Annotated in this window: 14 protein-coding genes; 11 read left to right on the plus strand and 3 right to left on the minus strand. The window is 70.1% G+C overall.

The annotated features are described in order from the left end of the window. Nucleotides 1-10 precede the first annotated feature (10 nt). Both treS and glgB read left to right on the plus strand, forming a co-directional pair. A complete protein-coding gene (treS, locus tag DMX10_RS19755) occupies nucleotides 11-3,331 on the plus strand; it encodes a maltose alpha-D-glucosyltransferase (RefSeq protein ID WP_111262652.1) in 3,321 nt (1,106 codons plus the stop codon). Further along, nucleotides 3,328-5,523, plus strand: a complete 2,196-nt coding sequence (gene glgB / locus DMX10_RS19760; RefSeq protein WP_111262653.1) for a 1,4-alpha-glucan branching protein GlgB — start codon at nucleotides 3,328-3,330, stop codon at nucleotides 5,521-5,523. Before treS ends, glgB begins: the two co-directional genes overlap by 4 nt. Before the next feature lie 421 nt (nucleotides 5,524-5,944). Here the strand turns inward: glgB and DMX10_RS19765 are convergent, their stop codons facing one another. Both DMX10_RS19765 and gspH read right to left on the minus strand, forming a co-directional pair. Continuing rightward, nucleotides 5,945-6,562, minus strand: a complete 618-nt coding sequence (locus DMX10_RS19765) for a type II secretion system protein J (RefSeq protein ID WP_111262654.1) — start codon at nucleotides 6,560-6,562, stop codon at nucleotides 5,945-5,947. Further along, nucleotides 6,562-7,032: a type II secretion system minor pseudopilin GspH gene (gspH, locus tag DMX10_RS19770; protein ID WP_111262655.1), complete on the minus strand. Its 471-nt coding sequence runs from the start codon at nucleotides 7,030-7,032 to the stop codon at nucleotides 6,562-6,564. The genes DMX10_RS19765 and gspH overlap by 1 nt, the downstream gene beginning before the upstream one ends. Nucleotides 7,033-7,089: 57 nt before the next feature. On the opposite strand from gspH, the gene DMX10_RS19775 reads away from it, so the two are divergent. Further along, the gene (locus DMX10_RS19775) at nucleotides 7,090-7,518 is read left to right on the plus strand and encodes a type II secretion system protein N (RefSeq protein WP_111262656.1); all 429 of its coding nucleotides are present in this window, start codon (nucleotides 7,090-7,092) and stop codon (nucleotides 7,516-7,518) included. 2 nt (nucleotides 7,519-7,520) lie between these two features. Here DMX10_RS19775 and gspI read toward each other — a convergent pair whose 3' ends face one another. After that, entirely contained in the window at nucleotides 7,521-7,916 is a 396-nt protein-coding gene (gene gspI, locus DMX10_RS19780; RefSeq protein WP_111262657.1) for a type II secretion system minor pseudopilin GspI, read from the minus strand. Between the two features lie 262 nt (nucleotides 7,917-8,178). On the opposite strand from gspI, the gene gspG reads away from it, so the two are divergent. From gspG to DMX10_RS19825, 8 genes are all read left to right on the plus strand, one after another. After that, the gene (gene gspG / locus DMX10_RS19785; RefSeq protein WP_021217637.1) at nucleotides 8,179-8,628 is read left to right on the plus strand and encodes a type II secretion system major pseudopilin GspG; all 450 of its coding nucleotides are present in this window, start codon (nucleotides 8,179-8,181) and stop codon (nucleotides 8,626-8,628) included. Between the two features lie 35 nt (nucleotides 8,629-8,663). Then, nucleotides 8,664-9,605, plus strand: coding sequence for a type II secretion system minor pseudopilin GspK (gene gspK / locus DMX10_RS19790; protein ID WP_111262667.1), 942 nt, complete (start codon nucleotides 8,664-8,666; stop codon nucleotides 9,603-9,605). Next, nucleotides 9,602-10,771 (plus strand): type II secretion system protein GspL, encoded by a 1,170-nt coding sequence (gene gspL, locus DMX10_RS19795; RefSeq protein WP_111262658.1) that lies wholly within the window; start codon nucleotides 9,602-9,604, stop codon nucleotides 10,769-10,771. The genes gspK and gspL overlap by 4 nt, the downstream gene beginning before the upstream one ends. Beyond that, nucleotides 10,764-11,315: a type II secretion system protein GspM gene (gene gspM, locus DMX10_RS19800; protein ID WP_111262659.1), complete on the plus strand. Its 552-nt coding sequence runs from the start codon at nucleotides 10,764-10,766 to the stop codon at nucleotides 11,313-11,315. Before gspL ends, gspM begins: the two co-directional genes overlap by 8 nt. After that, nucleotides 11,312-13,708, plus strand: a complete 2,397-nt coding sequence (gspD, locus tag DMX10_RS19805) for a type II secretion system secretin GspD (protein ID WP_111262660.1) — start codon at nucleotides 11,312-11,314, stop codon at nucleotides 13,706-13,708. The genes gspM and gspD overlap by 4 nt, the downstream gene beginning before the upstream one ends. Beyond that, nucleotides 13,705-15,123 carry a type II secretion system ATPase GspE gene (gene gspE, locus DMX10_RS19810; RefSeq protein WP_111262661.1) on the plus strand — a complete coding sequence of 473 codons (1,419 nt, stop codon included), beginning with the start codon at nucleotides 13,705-13,707 and terminating at the stop codon, nucleotides 15,121-15,123. The genes gspD and gspE overlap by 4 nt, the downstream gene beginning before the upstream one ends. Further along, nucleotides 15,123-16,331 carry a type II secretion system inner membrane protein GspF gene (gene gspF, locus DMX10_RS19815; RefSeq protein WP_111262662.1) on the plus strand — a complete coding sequence of 403 codons (1,209 nt, stop codon included), beginning with the start codon at nucleotides 15,123-15,125 and terminating at the stop codon, nucleotides 16,329-16,331. Before gspE ends, gspF begins: the two co-directional genes overlap by 1 nt. Before the next feature lie 1,008 nt (nucleotides 16,332-17,339). Further along, a complete protein-coding gene (locus tag DMX10_RS19825; protein WP_111262664.1) occupies nucleotides 17,340-18,581 on the plus strand; it encodes a substrate-binding domain-containing protein in 1,242 nt (413 codons plus the stop codon). Nucleotides 18,582-18,672 lie beyond the last annotated feature (91 nt).

Genomic DNA, 18,672 nt, shown 5'->3' on the forward strand with positions numbered 1-18,672 from the left:
GATCAGCGCCATGGCCAAGAGACAGCGGCCCGCCGCCTTCCTCAACGACCCGCTCTGGTACAAGGACGCGGTGATCTACCAGGTGCACGTGAAGTCGTTCTTCGACTCCAACAACGACGGCATCGGCGACTTCCCCGGCCTGATCGACAAGCTCGACTACATCGCCGAGCTGGGCGTGAACACCATCTGGCTGCTGCCGTTCTACCCCTCGCCACGGCGCGACGACGGCTACGACATCGCCGAATACCGCGGCGTGCACCCCGACTACGGCAGCATGGCCGACGCCCGTCGCTTCATCGCCGAAGCCCACCGGCGCGGCCTGCGGGTGATCACCGAGCTGGTCATCAACCACACCTCCGACCAGCACCCCTGGTTCAAGCGTGCCCGCGAGGCGAAGAAGGGCTCCAGGGCGCGTGACTACTACGTCTGGTCCGACACCGACCAGCACTATCTGGGCACGCGGATCATCTTCCTCGACACCGAGAAGTCCAACTGGACCTGGGACCCGGTGGCCGGCCAGTACTTCTGGCATCGCTTCTACTCCCACCAGCCCGACCTCAACTTCGACAACCCCCAGGTGATGCGCGAAGTGCTCGGGGTGATGCGCTTCTGGCTCGACCTGGGCGTCGACGGCCTGCGCCTGGACGCCATCCCGTACCTGATCGAGCGTGACGGCACCCACAACGAGAACCTGCCCGAGACTCACCAGGTGCTCAAGCGCATCCGCGCCGAGCTGGACGCCAAGTACCCCGACCGCATGCTCCTGGCCGAGGCCAACCAGTGGCCCGAGGACACCCAGCTGTACTTCGGCGGCAACGAGAGCGGCGAGGGCGACGAATGCCACATGGCCTTCCACTTCCCGCTGATGCCGCGCATGTACATGGCCATCGCCCAGGAAGACCGCTTCCCCATCACCGACATCCTGCGGCAGACCCCGGACATCCCCGCCAACTGCCAGTGGGCCATCTTCCTGCGCAACCATGATGAGCTGACCCTGGAGATGGTCACCGACCAGGAGCGCGACTACCTCTGGGACTACTACGCCGCCGACCGCCGTGCGCGCATCAACCTGGGGATCCGCCGGCGCCTGGCGCCCCTGGTGGAGCGCGACCGCCGGCGCATCGAGCTGCTCAACAGCCTGCTGCTGTCCATGCCCGGCACGCCGACCCTCTACTACGGCGACGAGATCGGCATGGGCGACAACATCTTCCTCGGCGATCGCGACGGCGTGCGCACGCCCATGCAGTGGTCCATCGACCGCAACGGCGGCTTCTCCCGCGCCGACCCCGCGAGCCTGGTGCTGCCGCCGATCATGGACCCGCTCTACGGCTTCCAGACCATCAACGTCGAGGCCCAGGCCCGCGACCCGCACTCGCTGCTCAACTGGACCCGGCGCATGCTCGCCGTGCGCAAGCAGCAGAAGGCCTTCGGGCGCGGCAGCCTGAAGATGCTGTCACCGGCCAACCGCCGCATCCTCGCCTACCTGCGCGAGTACACCGGGCCCGACGGTCGCCACGAGATCGTCCTCTGCGTGGCCAACCTGTCCCGCGCCGCCCAGGCCGCCGAGCTCGAACTCTCCGCCTACGACGGCAAGGTGCCGGTGGAGATGGTCGGTGGCTCGCCATTCCCGCCGATCGGCCAGCTCAGCTACCTGCTGACCCTGCCGCCCTACGGTTTCTACTGGTTCCTTCTCGCAGACGAGGCGCAAATGCCCACCTGGCACGTACCCCCCGTGGACCGGCTGCCCGAGCTGCCCACCCTGGTCATCAAGCACGACCTGCAGGAGCTGCTGCGCGGCGCCGCCGGCGGCACCCTGGCGCGGGAATCCCTGCCGGCCTACCTGCCCAAGCGTCGCTGGTTCTCCGGCGACGGCGCGGGCGAGGTGCGCCTGCTCTATGCCGTGCCCTTCGGCGAGGCGGACGCGCTCTGCGTGCTGGCCGAGGTGGAGTGCCGCGACGGCGAGCGCCGCGAGCACTACCAGCTGCCCCTGGCGTTCGTCGCCGAGCACCAGGGGGGCAGTGCCGTGCCCGAGCAACTGGCCCTGGCGCGCCTGCGCCGGGGTCGCCAGGTCGGCCTGCTCACTGACGCCTTCACCCTGCCGGGCTTCGTCCGCCAGGTGGTGCGCCAGCTGAGTCGCGGCCAGGTGCTGCGCTGGCAGGGCAGCGAGCTGCAGTTCGCCCCGACCTCGCGCCTGGTGGACTTCATCGGCGCCCTGGACGGCGACGTCAACCTCGTCTCCGCCGAGCAGTCCAACAGCTCGGCGGTGATCGGCGAGAGCATGGTGCTCAAGCTGGTGCGCCGCGTGCTGCCCGGCATCCACCCGGAAACCGAGATGGGCGGCTACCTCACCGAGCAGGGTTTCGCCAACATCCCGCCGTTGCTGGGCGAGGTGCGCCGGGTCGACGAAGCCGGCACGCCGCACACGCTGATGGTGCTGCAGGCCTTCCTCAGCAACCAGGGCGATGCCTGGCAATGGACGCAGAACACCCTGGAACGCGCCGTGCGTGACGAGCTGGCCGGTGGCGTGTCCGGGCTGGAGAGCCAGTACACCGCGCTGGTGGAACTGGAGGCCTTCGCCCGCATGCTCGGCCGCCGCCTCGGCGAGATGCACGAGGTGCTCGCCCGCCCCAGCGACAACCCCGACTTCGGCTACCGGGGCAGCGACACGCCGGAAACCGACGCCTGGGCCCACAGCGTCGGCGTGCAGCTGCGCGAGGCCCTGGAGCGGGTGGCCGAATCCCGCGAGGGCCTTTCCGATTCCGCCCGGGCGCTGGCCGACTGGCTGGGCAGCCACCAGGCCGGGCTGCTGGAGGTGGTCGACAGGCTGGCCCGGCGCAGCGCCGGCGGCATCCGCATCCGCGTGCACGGCGACCTGCACCTGGGGCAGGTGCTGGTGGCCCAGGGCGACGCCTTCATCATCGACTTCGAAGGCGAGCCGACCCGCAGCCTGGAGGAGCGCCGCGCCCACCACAGCCCGCTGAAAGACGTGGCCGGCATGCTGCGCTCCTTCGACTACGCCGCCGCCATGGCGCTGCGCAACGCCCAGGGCGCCGATGCTTCCAGCGAGGCCGAGGCGGCCCGCCAGCGCATCGCCAGCGCCTACCGCAGCCAGGCCCGCACGGCCTTCCATGAAGCCTATCGGCTGGCCGCCGCCAACCTGCCGCACGCCTGGCACGAGCGTGACGGCGAGGTCGCCGCCCTGGCGCTGTTCAGCATCGAGAAGGCCGCCTACGAAATCCTTTACGAAGCCCGCTACCGCCCCGATTGGCTGGATGTGCCGATGCTGGGGCTGGTGGAACTGGGTCGCCATCTCCTGGGGAGCAAGAAATGAATGACGTAGCAATGGAGCAGGGCGCCGACCGGGCCCAGATCGAGGCACTGGTGCGCGCCGAGCACGGCGACCCCTTCGCCTTCCTCGGCCCGCACCACGACGACCAGGGCCCGGTGGTCCGCGCCTACCTGCCGGGCGCCCTGGGCGTCGAGCTGCTGGATGGCGACAGCGGGCAGACCCTGTGCCCCTTCGAACAGGCCGCCACGCCGGGCCTGTTCATCGCCCGGCCCGCGCAGCTGCAGCGCTACCGCCTGCGCATCCACTGGAGTGAAGGCGTGCAGGAAACCGAGGACCCCTACGCCTTCGGCCCGCTGCTGGGCGAGACCGACCTCTACCTGTTCGCCGAGGGCAACCACCGCGAGCTGGGCAAGGTCTTCGGCGCCCAGCTCACCGAGCACGAGGGCGTGCCCGGCGTGCGTTTCGCCCTGTGGGCGCCCAATGCCCGGCGCGTCTCCGTGGTGGGCGCGTTCAACGGCTGGGACGGGCGCCGCCACCCCATGCGCCTGCGTCACCCGGCGGGGGTCTGGGAACTCTTCGTGCCCCGCCTGCAGGCGGGCGAGGTGTACAAGTACGAGCTGCTCGGCCAGCACGGCCTGCTGCCGCTCAAGGCCGACCCGGTGGCCCTGGCCACCGAACTGCCGCCGGCCACCGGCTCGGTGGTCAGTGCGCCGCTGGACTTCCACTGGCAGGACCAGGACTGGATGGACGGCCGCCAGCGCGGCCAGGCCCACGACCGCCCGCTGTCGATCTACGAGGTGCACGTCGGCTCCTGGCGCAAGGAGGGCGGCAACGACGGCCGCGTGCTCAACTGGCACGAGCTGGCCGAACAGCTGATTCCCTACGTGCTGGAGCTGGGCTTCAGCCATATCGAGCTGCTGCCGATCATGGAGCACCCCTTCGGCGGCTCCTGGGGCTACCAGCCGCTGTCGCAGTTCGCGCCCACCTCGCGCTACGGCAGCCCGCGTGACTTCGCCGCCTTCATCGATGCCTGCCACCGCGCCGGCATCGGCGTCATCCTCGACTGGGTGCCGGCGCATTTCCCCACCGACGCCCACGGCCTGGGCCGCTTCGACGGCACCGCGCTGTACGAGTACGAGCACCCCTTCGAGGGCTTCCACCAGGACTGGGACACCTACATCTACAACCTCGGCCGCACCGAGGTGCACGGCTTCATGCTGGCCTCCGCGCTGCACTGGCTGCGCGCCTACCACATCGACGGGCTGCGCGTGGACGCCGTGGCCTCGATGCTCTACCGCGACTACTCGCGCAAGGACGGCGAGTGGATCCCCAACCGCCACGGCGGCCGCGAGAACCTGGAGGCCATCGACTTCCTCCGCCATCTCAACGACGTGGTCGCCACCGAGGCGCCGGGCGCGCTGGTGATAGCCGAGGAATCCACCGCCTGGCCCGGCGTCAGCCGGCCCACCCGCGAGGGCGGCCTGGGCTTCGCCTACAAATGGAACATGGGCTGGATGCACGACAGCCTGAAGTACGCCAGCGAGGACCCGGTCAACCGCAGCCATCACCACCACCAACTGACCTTCGGCCTGCTCTACGCCTTCTCCGAGCACTTCATCCTGCCCATCTCCCACGACGAGGTGGTGCACGGCAAGCGCTCGCTGCTGGACAAGATGCCCGGCGACCGCTGGCAGAAGTTCGCCAACCTGCGCCTCTACCTCAGCTTCATGTGGAGCCATCCGGGCAAGAAGCTGCTGTTCATGGGCTGCGAGTTCGGCCAGTGGCGCGAATGGAGCCACGACAGCGAACTGGACTGGTACCTGCTGCGCTACGGCGAGCACCAGGGCGTGCAGACCCTGCTGCGCGAACTCAATGCCCTGTACCGCGCCGAGCCCGCCCTACACCAGCTGGACGGCGTCGCCGACGGCTTCCAGTGGCTGATCGGCGACGACAAGGCCAACAGCGTCTACGCCTGGCTGCGCAAGGGCCGGGATGGCGCGCCGCTGCTGGTGGTGCACAACTTCACCCCGGTGCCGCGCTCGGGCTACCGCATCGGCGTGCCGCTGCCCGGCACCTGGCAGGTGCTGCTCAACAGCGACGCCGAAGGGTACGCCGGCAGCAACGCCGGCACCCTCGCCGAAGCGCACGCCGAGGACGAGACCAGCCACGGCCAGCCCCACTCCCTGGTGCTCGACCTCCCACCGCTGGGCGCGCTGATCCTCAAACCGCAGTAAAGGTGACCCTGTCGACGGTAGCCCGGGCTTCAGCCCGGGAGCGAGGCGGCCGGTATCCCCGGGCTAAAGCCCAGGCTACAGACTGCGGGTGGAGGTCGCTCTTTACCTCCACCAGCGGTGTTGCACGGGGCCGCGATGGTGGATGGGTGGAGCGTCATCCACCCTACACACCGGTTAACACCGTGGTCCGGGATAAGCACGGTGCCGTAGGTTGGCGCCGAGCGCAGCGAGGCACCAACGGTGCGGGGTTCGGCTCTGCTGCGTTGGGCTTCGTGCCTCAACCCAACCTACATCCGTGCCAGGACGGCTCCAATGTGTGGGAGCGGCTTCAGCCGCGAACGACCTGCCACCGGCAACAGGCTGCGAGCGACCGGACATTCCATCGCCAATGAACTCGCTCCCACCGCGTGTGCGCCGGGGTTCACTCGAACGGCCCCATCACCTGGCGGTAGTGCTCGGTGCCTTGCGCTGTCTGGCGGGTGAGGGTGAGTTCGAGGCCGCCGGGGTTCTCCACCGGGGTGCCGGTGAGGGCGGCCCAGCCCTTGCCGGGCCGCCAGGTGCGCAGGTCGAAGTCGCTCACGCCACTCATCACCGCCACGCCCTTGTCGGGGGCCGGCAGCGGGTAGCGCGTGCCGGGGGAGGAGGCGGCGCGGTACAGGGTGTCGCCTTCCACCCACCAGCGCACCCGCAGCAGGCGACCGGGGCGGGAGGGGGCCACGCGCACCAGCTCCAGGCGCGGCGGGCCATTGCCGCCGCCGCGCAGCACCAGGGCCGGCGGCCCGGAGCGGATCGGCAGCGCGCCCGCGTCGGCGTCCGGGCGCAACGGCTCCAGCAGCTCGGTGGTGGCACGTTGGGCCAGGTCGCGCTGCAACTGGTTGAGCGCGCGCAGCAGTTCATCGTTGCGTTCGGCCGCTGCCTGCAGGTGCGCGTCGCTGCGGCTCACGCTGTCCAGGCCACGCCAGGCCACCAGCGACACCAGGGCCATCAGCAGGATCGCCACCATCACCTCGATCAGGGTGAAACCGCGCTGCCCCCTCATCACTGCACCTCGATGCGGCCGGAGGGCTCGCGCACGACCCTGACGCTGTTGTGCCCATCCGACAGCTCGATGCGCGCCGGCTCGCCGATCCACTCGGCGTCGATCAGCAGCCAGCGGCCACTGCTCAGGCGCACCTCCAGCGGGCTCACCTGCCAGGTGCGCGGGCGCAGCTGCGGGTCGCCGGCGAACACCCGCTCATCGGCACCGCCATCTTCCAGGCGCAGGAAGCGGTAGCCGCGTTCATCCGGCTGCCAGGCGATGGCGCGTCCGTCGGCACGGGCCTCGTCCTGGGCGCTCTGCAACAGCAGCGCCAGGCGCTTGGCGTCCTCGCGCAGCAGGCGCGCCGGGTCGGGGCGGATGCTCAGGCTCACCGCTGCCGTGGCGATGCCGACGATCACCAGCACCACCATCAGCTCGATCAGGGTGAAGCCCCGTTGCGCGTGCCCGGCACACTCGGGAGGAGATGACATAAAACCGTGAAGATCGGCTGCTAGCGTCGGCGCCAGGAATTTCCGGAGAACCGTCGCATGCGCCTTGTCAGCCGCTTCAACCCCGCCGCATGGGTCCAGGGCGCCGCGCTGGCGGCGACCCTGGCCGGCCTCGTCACCTGGGGCTTGCTGCTGGGCGACCCCAGGCCCCAGCAGGCCCAGGCGCTCAGCCAGGCCCCGCAGCCGGCGCCTGCCGCCGCCCGGGAGGCGGCGCAATGGTTCGCCAGCCGCGCCAGCCAGCTGGACGTGCGCCTCACCGGGCTGTTCGCCGGGGAGCGCGGTGCCGTGGCCATCCTCGCCATCGACGATGCACCGCCACGCGCCTTCCTCACGGGCGAGAGCCTGGGCGAAGGCGTGCGCCTGGACGCCATCGAAGGCGATGCGGTGATCATCGCCCGGGGGGGTGAAACCCAGCGCCTGTCCATCGCCCGCCTGCCCGAGGCACCGCCGCTGCCGTCCCTGCGCTGAGTTCACGGCGTCACCTGCAGGCGGTCGCGTGCCACCAGGGTTTCCAGGCGCGCCAGGGGCGGGCCGCCACGTTCGCGGTCGTACACGCGCAGGCTCAGCTGCACCAGGTCGCCCAGCGGGGTGACGCGCTGCTCGCAGCTCAACCGCAGGCGCCCCTGATCACACTCCAGCACCTTGCGGCCGACACCCGGCAGCCCCTCCAGGCGCAGCTCGGCGAGGCGCGACTGGGCCGCCAGCAGGGCGATGGATCGGTCGCGCAGCAAGCCGTCGGCCTGGGTCATCTGCCCGGCGGCACGCACCGCCGCCGACATCGCCACGGCGACGATGGCCAGCGCCACCAGCACTTCGATCAGGGTGAAACCGGCCGCTGGCCGGGGCGTTGCGTGGGCCTTGCTCATGAGCGGGTCACGGGGCGGGGAAGAAGGCTCCAGCCTAGCGCCGGCGTCTGACGAAACGCTGACGGAAACACCGGAGGACGGTGCGCCGTAGCCCTGGCCCGCCGGCCCGCAGCCCCCATGCCACGGGCGTCGTGGCCGGACGCGGGGGAAATCCTCCCGAGGATTTTCAATACCAGTGACATATGCGCTTGGAACAATCCGGGTCGACAGGACAGGCCCGCCTCCATGGAAGCGGGCCGAGGCAGACCCAAGGAGTGTCGAGATGGATATCGCGCGGTTCAGCTCCCCGGTTCGCGGCCGGAATGGCCAGCAGGGCTTCACCCTCATCGAGATCATGGTGGTGGTGGTGATCCTCGGCATCCTCGCCGCCATGGTGGTGCCCAAGGTGCTCGACCGCCCCGACCAGGCCCGCGCCACCGCCGCGCGCCAGGACATCGGCGGGCTGATGCAGGCGCTCAAGCTCTACCGCCTCGACCAGGGCCGCTACCCGAGCCAGAACGAGGGCCTGAAGGTGCTGGTGGAACGCCCGGCGAATGCCACCTCGAGCAACTGGCGCTCCTACCTCGAACGCCTGCCCAACGACCCCTGGGGTCGCCCCTACAACTACCTCAACCCCGGCGCCAACGGCGAGGTGGACATCTTCTCCCTGGGGGCCGACGGCCAGCCCGAGGGCGAGGGCGTGAATGCCGACATCGGCTCCTGGCAGCTGTAGGCCGCGCCGTGCATCCCCTGGCCAGCCAGCGCGGCATGGCGGTGATCAGCGCCTTGCTGATCGCGACCGTCGTGGCGGTGATCGCCGCCGGCATGATCGCCCGCCAGGCGCGCATCACCCGCGCCGTGGAGAGCGAGCAGCAGCGCCTGCAGGGCGCCTGGGCCGCACGCGGCGCCCTGGAGTGGAGCCGCCAGCGGCTCTGGGAGGCGCGCCTGCGCGAGCCGGCTACCCGTCTCGACCAGGCCTGGGCACAGCCGTTGCGCAACCTGAACCTGGGCGAGGGCGCCGCCTTCGAGGGCGCGATCATCGACGAACAGGGCCGCTTCAACCTGCGCAACCTGGTGCAGGACGACCAGCTCGACCCGCTGGAGATGGCCACCTTCGAACGCCTCTGCGCGCTGCTCGGCGTGCCGCCGGATGCGGCCTCGCGCATCGCCCGCCGGGTGATCGACGGCTATGCCTACCGCCTCCCGCCGCCCCGCAGCGAGCCGGCCGGGGGCAGCGGTTTCGACAGCGGCCGGCTGACCTCGCCCGAGGCGCAGGATCGCGCCATCGAAGCCAAGCGCCCCATGCTGCGCCGCCTGGAGGACCTGGCCGGGCTGCCCGGCGTGCCCGCCGATGCCCTGCAGCGCCTGGCACCCTTCGTCACGCTGCTGCCCGTGCCCACCTGGGTCAACGGCAACACCACCAGCGCCGAGGTGATCGCCGCGCGGGTGCCCGGCCTTGGCCTGGAGCGCGCCCGCGCCCTGGTGGCCGAGCGCGACCGCGGGCAGTGGTTCATCAACAGCGGTGATGTGCTCAACCGCCTGCGCATGCCGGACCTGACCACCGAGCGGGTGCGCATCGGCATCACCAGCGAGTGGTTCCTGGTGCGCGGCCTGGCCCGGGCCGGCGAGCGCCGCAGCCCGGTGGAGGCGCTGTTGTTCCGTGCCGAGGAAGGCCAGCCGCGCATCGTCTGGACGCGGGTGGGCGCATGAGCGCGTCACTGCGGATCGCCTTGCCACCCCTGGCCGGGCTGCACCCCGAGGCCGAAGTGGAGTACGCCTGGCTGGATCGCCAGGGCCACCTCGCCAGCGAGGGCCGGGCCAGCCTCGCCGAACTGGGTCGCCAGGCCCGGGGCAAGGCCGTGGAGCTGACCCTACACCCGGACGACAGCCTGCTGGCCAGCCTCGAACTGCCGCCGCTGCCCGCCGCGCGCCTGGGGGATGCCGTGCGCTGCGCGGCGGACGGCCTGGTGCTCGGCGGCTGCGAGGGGCTGCAACTGGTGCACGGCCCGCGCCAGGCCGATGGCCGGGTGCAGCTGGCCTGGCTCGAACGGGAGCGCCTGCAGCGCCTGCTGCAGGGCCTGCGGCAATGTGCGCTGGAGCCTCGCGGCCTCTACGGCGCGCCGTTCTTCCTGAACGTCGACGCTGGGGCCGCCTGCGCACAACTGCGTGACGGCCAGTTGCTGGTGCGTGAAAACGTTCAGGGCGGCTGGGTGCATCCCCTGCCCGAAGATTGCCTGCCGCGCCTGCTGGAGAGCGGCGAGGCACCGCGCTGGCCTGGCGATGTACCCGAGGGCCTGCCGGGCGAGGCCGTCGCCGCCAGCCGCCGCTGGACCGGCCCGGCACCCGCCTGCAACCTGCTGCAGGGGCTGGAAGGGCCCGCCCGGGGACCACGGCGCTGGGGCAGGGCACTGGCCTGTTGCGCCCTGGCCGTTGGCGTCTGGACCCTCGGCCTCAACCTGCACGCCACCCAGATGGCCCACCAGGGGCTGGCACTCAAGCAGCAGATGTCGCAGCGGGTGAAACAGGTCTTCCCGCAGCTGCCGGTGGTGCTCAACCCCTTGCAGCAAGCCCGCCAGCAGCGCGACGCGCGCCTTGCCGGCGGCACCCAGGATGGCCCCGGCCGCTTCGCCGCCCTGGTGCAGCAGGCCGTTGGCGCCATGCCCTTCGCCCTGGGCGCCATCGAGTCCATCGATTACGACGGCGAGACCCTGCGCCTGACGCCCCGTGCCGGCGCGCGCAAGCCCCCGGCGGACCCTGCCTGGCAGGCGAGCCTGGCCCAGGCCGGGTTGCAGGCGGCCATCGGCGCGGACGGCTGGAGCCTGAAGCCGCTGCCACCGGGCGACGCCCCCAGCGGCGAGGCCGGCCGCGATGAATGAGCGCCTGCTGAAACTGCGTGGCACCTGGCGCGAACAGACGGCACAGGCCCGCCAGCGCTGGCAGCGGCTGGGCCCGCGCGACCGGCGCATCCTGCGCCTGGCGGCCATCGCGCTGCCGCCGATGCTGCTGTGGTTCGCCCTGATCGAACCGCCCCTGGCGCGCATCGAGCACTGGCAGGCCGAGTTGCCGCGCCTGCGTGCCCAGGCACAGACCCTCGAAGCGGTGCTGGCCGAGGTGCAGGGGCCCGCCGCCCTGGCGCCCGGTGCATCCCTGGAAACGTTGCTGCGCCAGGGTCTGGATGGCAACGGCCTGGCCGGGCACTACCAGTTGCGGGCGGAAGGCCCGCACTGGCAGCTGGAACTGCAAGGCGCCCCGGCGCAAGGGGTGATGGACTGGCTGCTGGGCGTGACCCCGAGCCTGCCGCTGGAGCTGCGCCAGGTGCGGCTGCGGCGCGACGGCGGGACAGAAAGCGAACGGACGGACGCCCGGCTTTCCGGCGTCGTCGGCATGGAACAGGCGCCAGGCGCTAAGGAATCCTCATGAAGCGGTTCGATGGACAAGGGCTGCGGCGGACGCTGCGGCACGGGGCGGCGATTTCCCTCGCGGCGGTGCTCGTTGCCTGCAGTCAGTCCGGGGGCACGCCGCCGCTGCCGATCCCAGCCGCCAGCGAGCTGGGCCGGCCCATGGCCCAGGTGGGGCAGGGTGATGCCCTGGCGGAGCGCGAACGCATCCAGGCCCAGGCCGAGCGCCAGCAGCAGGTGGCGCGGGCGCAGCGCGCGCAACAGGCCGCCCGGCACCCCGGCACGCCGCCCCGGGACACGCGCACCGCCGTGCTGGGCGAGCAGCCGGTGCAGCTGAACTTCGTCGAGGCCGACATCCCCGCCGTGCTGCGTGCGCTGTCCCGCGCCACCGGCCGGCAGTTCCTCGCCGACCCCCGGGTCAAGGGCCAGCTGACCCTGGTCTCCGAGGGCGAGGTGCCGGCCCGCACCGCCTACGACATGCTCCTGGCGGCGCTGCGCATGCAGGGCTTCTCGGTGGTGGAGGTGGGCGGCGTCAGCCAGGTGGTACCCGAGGCCGACGCCAAGCTGCTCGGCGGCCCGGTGAGCGACGCCGACCGTCCGGCGGGCAACGGCATGGTCACCCGTACCTACCGCCTGCAGTACGAGAACGCGGTGAACCTGATCCCGGTGCTGCGCCCCATCGTCTCGCCGAACAACCCGATCAACGCCTACCCGGGCAACAACACGGTGGTGGTCACCGACTACGCGGAGAACCTCGAACGGGTCGCGGCGATCATCGCCAACATCGACGTGCCTGGCTCCATCGACACCGACGTGGTGCCCGTGCAGAACGGCATCGCCACCGACATCGCCGCCATGGTCGCCGAGCTGATGGAGAGCCCGGGCAACGACGCCACGCAGAAGGTCGCGGTGATCGGCGACCCGCGCTCCAACAGCATCATCCTGCGCACCGGCAGCCCCGAACGCACCGAGCTGGCCCGCCAGCTGATCGCCAAGCTCGACAGCGCCCAGGGCAACCCCAGCAACCTGCACGTGGTGTACCTGCGCAACGCCCAGGCCAACAAACTGGCCCAGGCGCTGCGCGGCCTGCTCACCGGCGAGGGCGAGAGCGCCGGGCAGGGCGACGGCAGCCGTGCCCAGCTCAATGGCGGCAACCTGGGGGGCAGCACGCAGAGTGGCACCGGCAGCAGCGGTTCCAGCTCCGGCACCGCCACCAGCAGCAACGGGCAGGGCGGCAGCTCCGGTGGCTACGGGCAGTCGGGCGGCGGCCTGCTGTCGGCAGCCAAGGGGCAGGGCGGCCAGGAGGGCGCGGTGGCCTTCTCCGCCAACGGCGTCACCGTGCAGGCCGACACCACCACCAACACCCTGCTGATCTCCGCGCCCGACCCGCTGTACCGCAACCTGCGCGAGGTCATCGACCTGCTCGACCAGCGCCGTGCGCAGGTGGTGATCGAGAGCCTGATCGTCGAAGTCAGCGAAGACGACACCAGCGAGTTCGGCATCCAGTGGCAGGCCGGCAACCTGGCCGGCAACGGCTGGATCGGGGGCGCCAACCTCGGGGGCGCGGGCCTGAACACCGCCGCCAAGAACAGCATCGACGTGCTGCCGGGCGGCCTCAGCATCGGCAAGGTGTCCGGGGGCGTGGACATCCCCGGCATCGGTCGCGTGCTCGACCTCAAGGTCCTGGCCCGCGCGCTGAAGAGCAAGGGCGGCACCAACGTGCTGTCCACGCCCAACCTGCTGACCCTGGACAACGAGGCGGCGAGCATCTTCGTCGGCCAGACCATTCCCTTCGTCAGCGGCAACTACGTCACCAACGGCGGCGGCACCAGCAACAACCCCTTCCAGACCATCGAGCGCGAGGAAGTGGGCCTGCGCCTCAACGTGCGACCGCAGATCTCCGAAGGCGGCACGGTGAAGCTGGACATCTACCAGGAGGTCAGCAGCGTCGACGAGCGCGCCGACAACGATGCCGGCACCGTGACCAACAAGCGCGCCATCGACACCAGCATCCTCCTCGACGACGGGCAGATCATGGTGCTCGGCGGGCTGCTGCAGGACAGCTTCGTCCAGAGCAGCGACGCCGTGCCCGGGCTCGGCAGCCTGCCCGGCATCGGCGCGCTGTTCCGCAGCGACCGCCGCGCACGGACCAAGACCAACCTGATGGTGTTCCTGCGGCCCTACATCATTCGCGACGACGGCGTGGGCCGCAGCATCACCCTGAACCGCTACGACTTCATCCGCCGTGCCCAGGGCGCGTTGCAGCCCGAGCGCAAGTGGTCCCTCAGCGACATGCAGGCGCCGCAGCTGCCGCCGGCCGAACAGGCCATGCCGCCGGAGCCGGCAGCGCCCCTGCCGGCCCCGCAGCCCCGGCCCATGCGCGCCGTGCCGCTGCGCCCGGGCGAGCAGCCATGAGCGCGCTGCCCTACGCCTGGGCCCGCGCCCAGCGCCTGCTGCTGCAGGGCGAGGGGGAGGGCGCGGTGCTGCTGGTGAGCCCCAGCACCCCCGGCTGGGCCATAGGGGAGGTGCGCCGCCGCCATGGCGCTACGCCCATCCAGCGGGTCACCGAGGCCGAGCTGGAAACCCTGCTGGCCAGCGCCTACGCCGACACCGGCAGCGCTGCTGCAGTGGTCGGCGCCGCCGAGAGCGAGGTGGACCTGGACCGCCTGCTGCAGGACATGCCCGAGGTCACCGACCTGCTCGATACCGAGGATGGCGCACCGGTGATCCGCATGATCAACGCCCTGCTGACCCAGGCCGCGCGGGACGAGGCCAGCGACATCCACATCGAGCCCTTCGAGACCCATTCGGTGGTGCGCTACCGGGTGGACGGCGCGCTGCGCGACGTGGTCGCCCCGCGCAAGGCGCTGCACGCGGCGCTGGTGTCGCGGATCAAGATCATGGCGCAGCTGGACATCGCCGAGAAACGCCTGCCCCAGGACGGCCGCATCGCCCTGCGCGTGGCCGGGCGGCCCATCGACGTGCGCGTGTCCACCGTGCCCACCGGCCATGGCGAGCGGGTGGTGATGCGCCTGCTGGACAAGCAGGCCGGGCGCCTGCGCCTGGAGACCCTGGGCATGGCGCCGACGCTGCTGGAGCGGCTCGACCGGCTGATCCGCCAGCCCCACGGCATCGTGCTGGTCACCGGGCCCACCGGCAGCGGCAAGACCACCACCCTCTACGCCGCCCTGGCGCGGCTGGACGCCGCCACCAGCAACATCCTCACGGTGGAGGACCCGGTGGAATACGACCTGCCGGGCATCAGCCAGATCCAGGTCAACGCGCGCATCGACATGAGCTTCGCCCTGGCCCTGCGCGCCATCCTGCGCCAGGACCCGGACATCATCATGATCGGTGAGATCCGCGACCTGGAGACGGCGCAGATCGCCGTGCAGGCCTCGCTCACCGGGCACCTGGTGTTGGCCACGCTGCACACCAACGATGCGGTTTCGGCCGTCACCCGCCTCACCGACATGGGCGTGGAGCCTTTCCTGCTGGCCTCCAGCATGCTCGGCGTGCTCGCCCAGCGCCTGGTGCGCCGCCTCTGCATGCAATGTCGCGAACCCGACCCGGCCTTCCCCGGGCAATGGCGCGCGGTGGGCTGTGCGGCCTGCAACAACACCGGCTACAGCGGCCGTACCGGCATCCACGAACTCTTCGTGATCGACGACGACATGCGCCGCCTGATCCACCAGGGCGAGGCCGAGCAGAGCCTGCGCGAAGCCGCCCGCGCCGCCGGCATGGCCAGCATGCGCGAGGACGGCGAGCGTTGGGTGCAGGGCGGCTTCACCACGCCCGAGGAAATCCTCCGCGTCACGAGGGATGCCTGATGCACCGCTATCGTTTCGAAGCCGCCGATGCCAGCGGGCGCATCGAGAGCGGCACCCTGGAGGCCGACAGCCCGCGCAGCGCCATGGGCCTGCTGCGCACCCGTGGCCTGACGCCCCTGGAGCTGGCCGAGGAGGAGGGCGGTGGCAGCGCCGCTGGCGGCCTGTTCGCGCCGCGCCTGTCCGATGGCGACCTGGCCTGGGCCACCCGCCAGCTGGCCAGCCTGCTGGCGGCGGGGCTGCCGCTGGAGTCGGCGCTGTCGGCCACCGTCGACCAGGCCGAGCGCCGCCATATCGCCGAGACCCTGGGCGCGGTGCGCACCGACGTGCGCAGCGGCATGCGCCTGGCCGAAGCCCTGGCGGCGCGCCCGCGCGACTTCCCCGACATCTACCGCGCGCTGATCGCCGCCGGCGAGGAATCCGGCAACCTGGCCCAGGTGATGGAGCGCCTGGCCGACTACATCGAGGAGCGCAACAACCTGCGCGGCAAGATCCTCACCGCCTTCATCTACCCGGCGGTGGTGGGGCTGGTGTCCATCGGCATCGTCGTCTTCCTCCTCGGCTTCGTCGTGCCCCAGGTGGTCAGCGCTTTCTCCCAGGCACGCCAGGACCTGCCCGCGCTGACCCGGGTGATGCTCCAGGCCAGCGACTTCGTCCGTGCCTGGGGCGTGGTCTGCTTCGCCGGCATCGCCGGGGCCTTCTGGGGCTGGCGGATGTACCTGCGCGACGCTGCCGCGCGCCTGGCCTGGCACGCCCGGGTGCTGCGCCTGCCCCTGCTGGGGCGCTTCGTGCTGGGTGTGAACACCGCGCGCTTCGCCTCCACCCTGGCGATTCTCGGCAGCGCCGGCGTACCGCTGCTGCGCGCCCTCGACGCCGCCCGCGAAACCCTGGCCAACGACCGCCTGGCCGCCTGCGTCGCCGACGCGACCCTCGCCGTGCGCGAGGGCATCAGCTTGGCCAGCGCGCTCAAGGCCGGCGGCGTGTTCCCGCCCATCCTCATCCACCTCATCGCCAGCGGCGAGAAGACCGGCTCCCTGCCGCCCATGCTCGACCGCGCCGCGCAGACCCTGTCCCGCGACATCGAACGCCGCGCCATGGGCATGACCGCACTGCTGGAGCCGCTGATGATCGTGGTCATGGGCGGCGTGGTGCTGACCATCGTCATGGCCGTGCTGCTGCCCATCATCGAGATCAACCAGTTGGTGCAGTAGGGCGTTCGTCTCCCCTGGGAGAACCGTTTCACAAGTGCCCCGGACGTAGGGTGTGCTGCGCGCACCTGGGATTTTCCGGAAGCACTCTGCGGCGGTGTGCACGGTGTTCATCCTCGGGCCATCACCGACAGTACCCAATTCATTCGCGAATGAATTGGCGCTGTCGGCGTTAGCTATTGTGGTTTTAATGCAAGCGCTCAAGCACGGTGCTTTCCGGGCACCAAAGTATTTCTGCCACCGCCACCGCATGGGTTTCGCTTCGCTCTACGCCATCCTACGAAAGCCCGTGCGCACCACGTGGCGATGCGCTGGCCGAAAAAGTTGGAGCAGCCGCCAACGCCCCTCCAGGAGGCCGAACGCAGTCGTTGCGCAGGGGGACGAGCGGCATGGATGCCGCGAGAGGCGCGCCAGGCCATGGATGGCCCATCGCGCCGGCCCCCGATAGGACGATGGAGTGAGGGAACCCCGGCGAAGCCGGGGCCGGATGATGGGGCAAGCCCTTTTGGTTCCTTTTAAGTGGTTCGGCATTCCGACGATTGTTAAAAGGGACTCGCCCGGGGGGGCGAAACCAGAAGCATCACCAGAACTCGGCAATCAGCTGGGCTCAAATCCTCTAGCAACACTTAACGCAGACAGAGCCAATGAATTCGCCCACGTCCAGCCTTGCCCCTCACTCCAGAGCCCCGTCTTCGCGCCACTCGGGTTCATCCTTCCGTCATGCAACGTGGGCCCGGCTCAGCAATGGCGGGAGAGGGCGATCCGCACCCCGTGGAAAATGGCTGGAGGGACTGGCCGACATGTCAGGAAAGTTTCGCTAACTCCCGAGAAATACTGGAAAAAATCCGCACAAGCTCCCGAGGTTTTTTCCTTTCTCTGTCACCGGAAGTTGAGAACGTCTATCTCGTGGCCAGCCCACCGACGAGCAGGGGAATGTGGCTCGGGGCCAGGCCGCAGCGTGATGCAAGAGCGAACCACTCAACGTCCAGACACGATGAAAGGAGATTCTTCATGTTCAAGCGCAATGTTCTCGCTGTTTCCATGGCCGTCGCCGGCCTGTGCTCCGCCCAGGCCATGGCTGCCGTAGTCGGTGGCGGCGCCACTCTGCCGCAGAACCTGTATGGTATTCCGAGCACTCCCGCCAAGCCTGCTCCCCTGGGCATTCTCAATGGCTCGTCTCCCTACCCGGGCTTCAACAACTACATCGGCGTGGGCAGCGGCGCTGGCAAGACTGCTTTCCTGACCAACAACTCCAACGGTTTCGTTTGGGACCTGGATGACAACGGCACTCTGGACCAGGTCTACAGCCCCGCTGTAAGCGTCGACTACGCAGGCAGCGATTCCATCCTGTCCGCTACCGAACTCAGCACCTATCAGGCTGCTCACCAGTCCCCGGCCGTTCCCACTTCCAGCGCCGCCAACTGGGGCCCGATCATCCAGGTTCCGTCCGCCGCTACCTCGGTCACCTTCCCCTACAAGCTGACCCTGGCCAACGGCACCGCCGTCAACAACCTGGACCTGACCAGCGCCCAGCTCTGCGACATCTTCTCGGGCACCATCACCACCTGGAACCAGGTCAACGCCAGCTACCCGAACACCGCCATCAAGGTTCACTACCGTTCCGGTAGCAGCGGCACCAGCGAAATCTTCACCCGTCACCTGAACAGCCAGTGCTCCAGCAAGTTCTCCACCAGCAGCACCTTCCTCACCGCTGTAGGTGGCACCGCACCGGCTGGCTCCGTCGCTGTTGCCAGCAGCCCCGCCATGGCCAGCACTGTTCTGGCTACCGAAGGCGCTATCGGCTACGTCGGTCCGGAAGATGTCAACGCCACCAGCAACGCCGTAGTCTCCAGGGTCAACGGCCTGCTGCCCACCGTCGGCAACGTCACCACCGCTCTGAGCACCATCGCCCCGCCGTCGAACGCTGCCGGCGTGCCTGCAGAAGATCGTTCCAAGCCGGAAAACTGGGCCAAGGTACTGGCTAACCCGTCCAGCGGTTACAAGGTTGTTGGCTACACCTTCCTGGTGTTCAACCAGTGCTACAAGGACAGCACCGACACCTCGGCCGTGCGCACCTTGCTGGCCCGTCACTACAGCACCACCACCAACAACGACGCAGCCATCATCGCTGCCAAGTTGATCCCGCTGAACAACGACTGGAAAAACGCCATCCGCAACACCTTCTCCCTGGCGACCAGCTCCCTGGCCGTGGGTAACACCACTGCCTGCAACGGCATCGGCCGTCCGCTCTAAGCCCTTAATCGGGTCCTCGCTCCACAGAACCGGCAATGGCCTCGCGCCCTTGCCGGTTTTCCTGTTTCAGCCGCCTGCCGGGCAGATGAAC

The sequence above is a fragment of the Pseudomonas sp. 57B-090624 genome, assembly GCF_003234055.1.
GTDB lineage: Bacteria > Pseudomonadota > Gammaproteobacteria > Pseudomonadales > Pseudomonadaceae > Metapseudomonas > Metapseudomonas tohonis.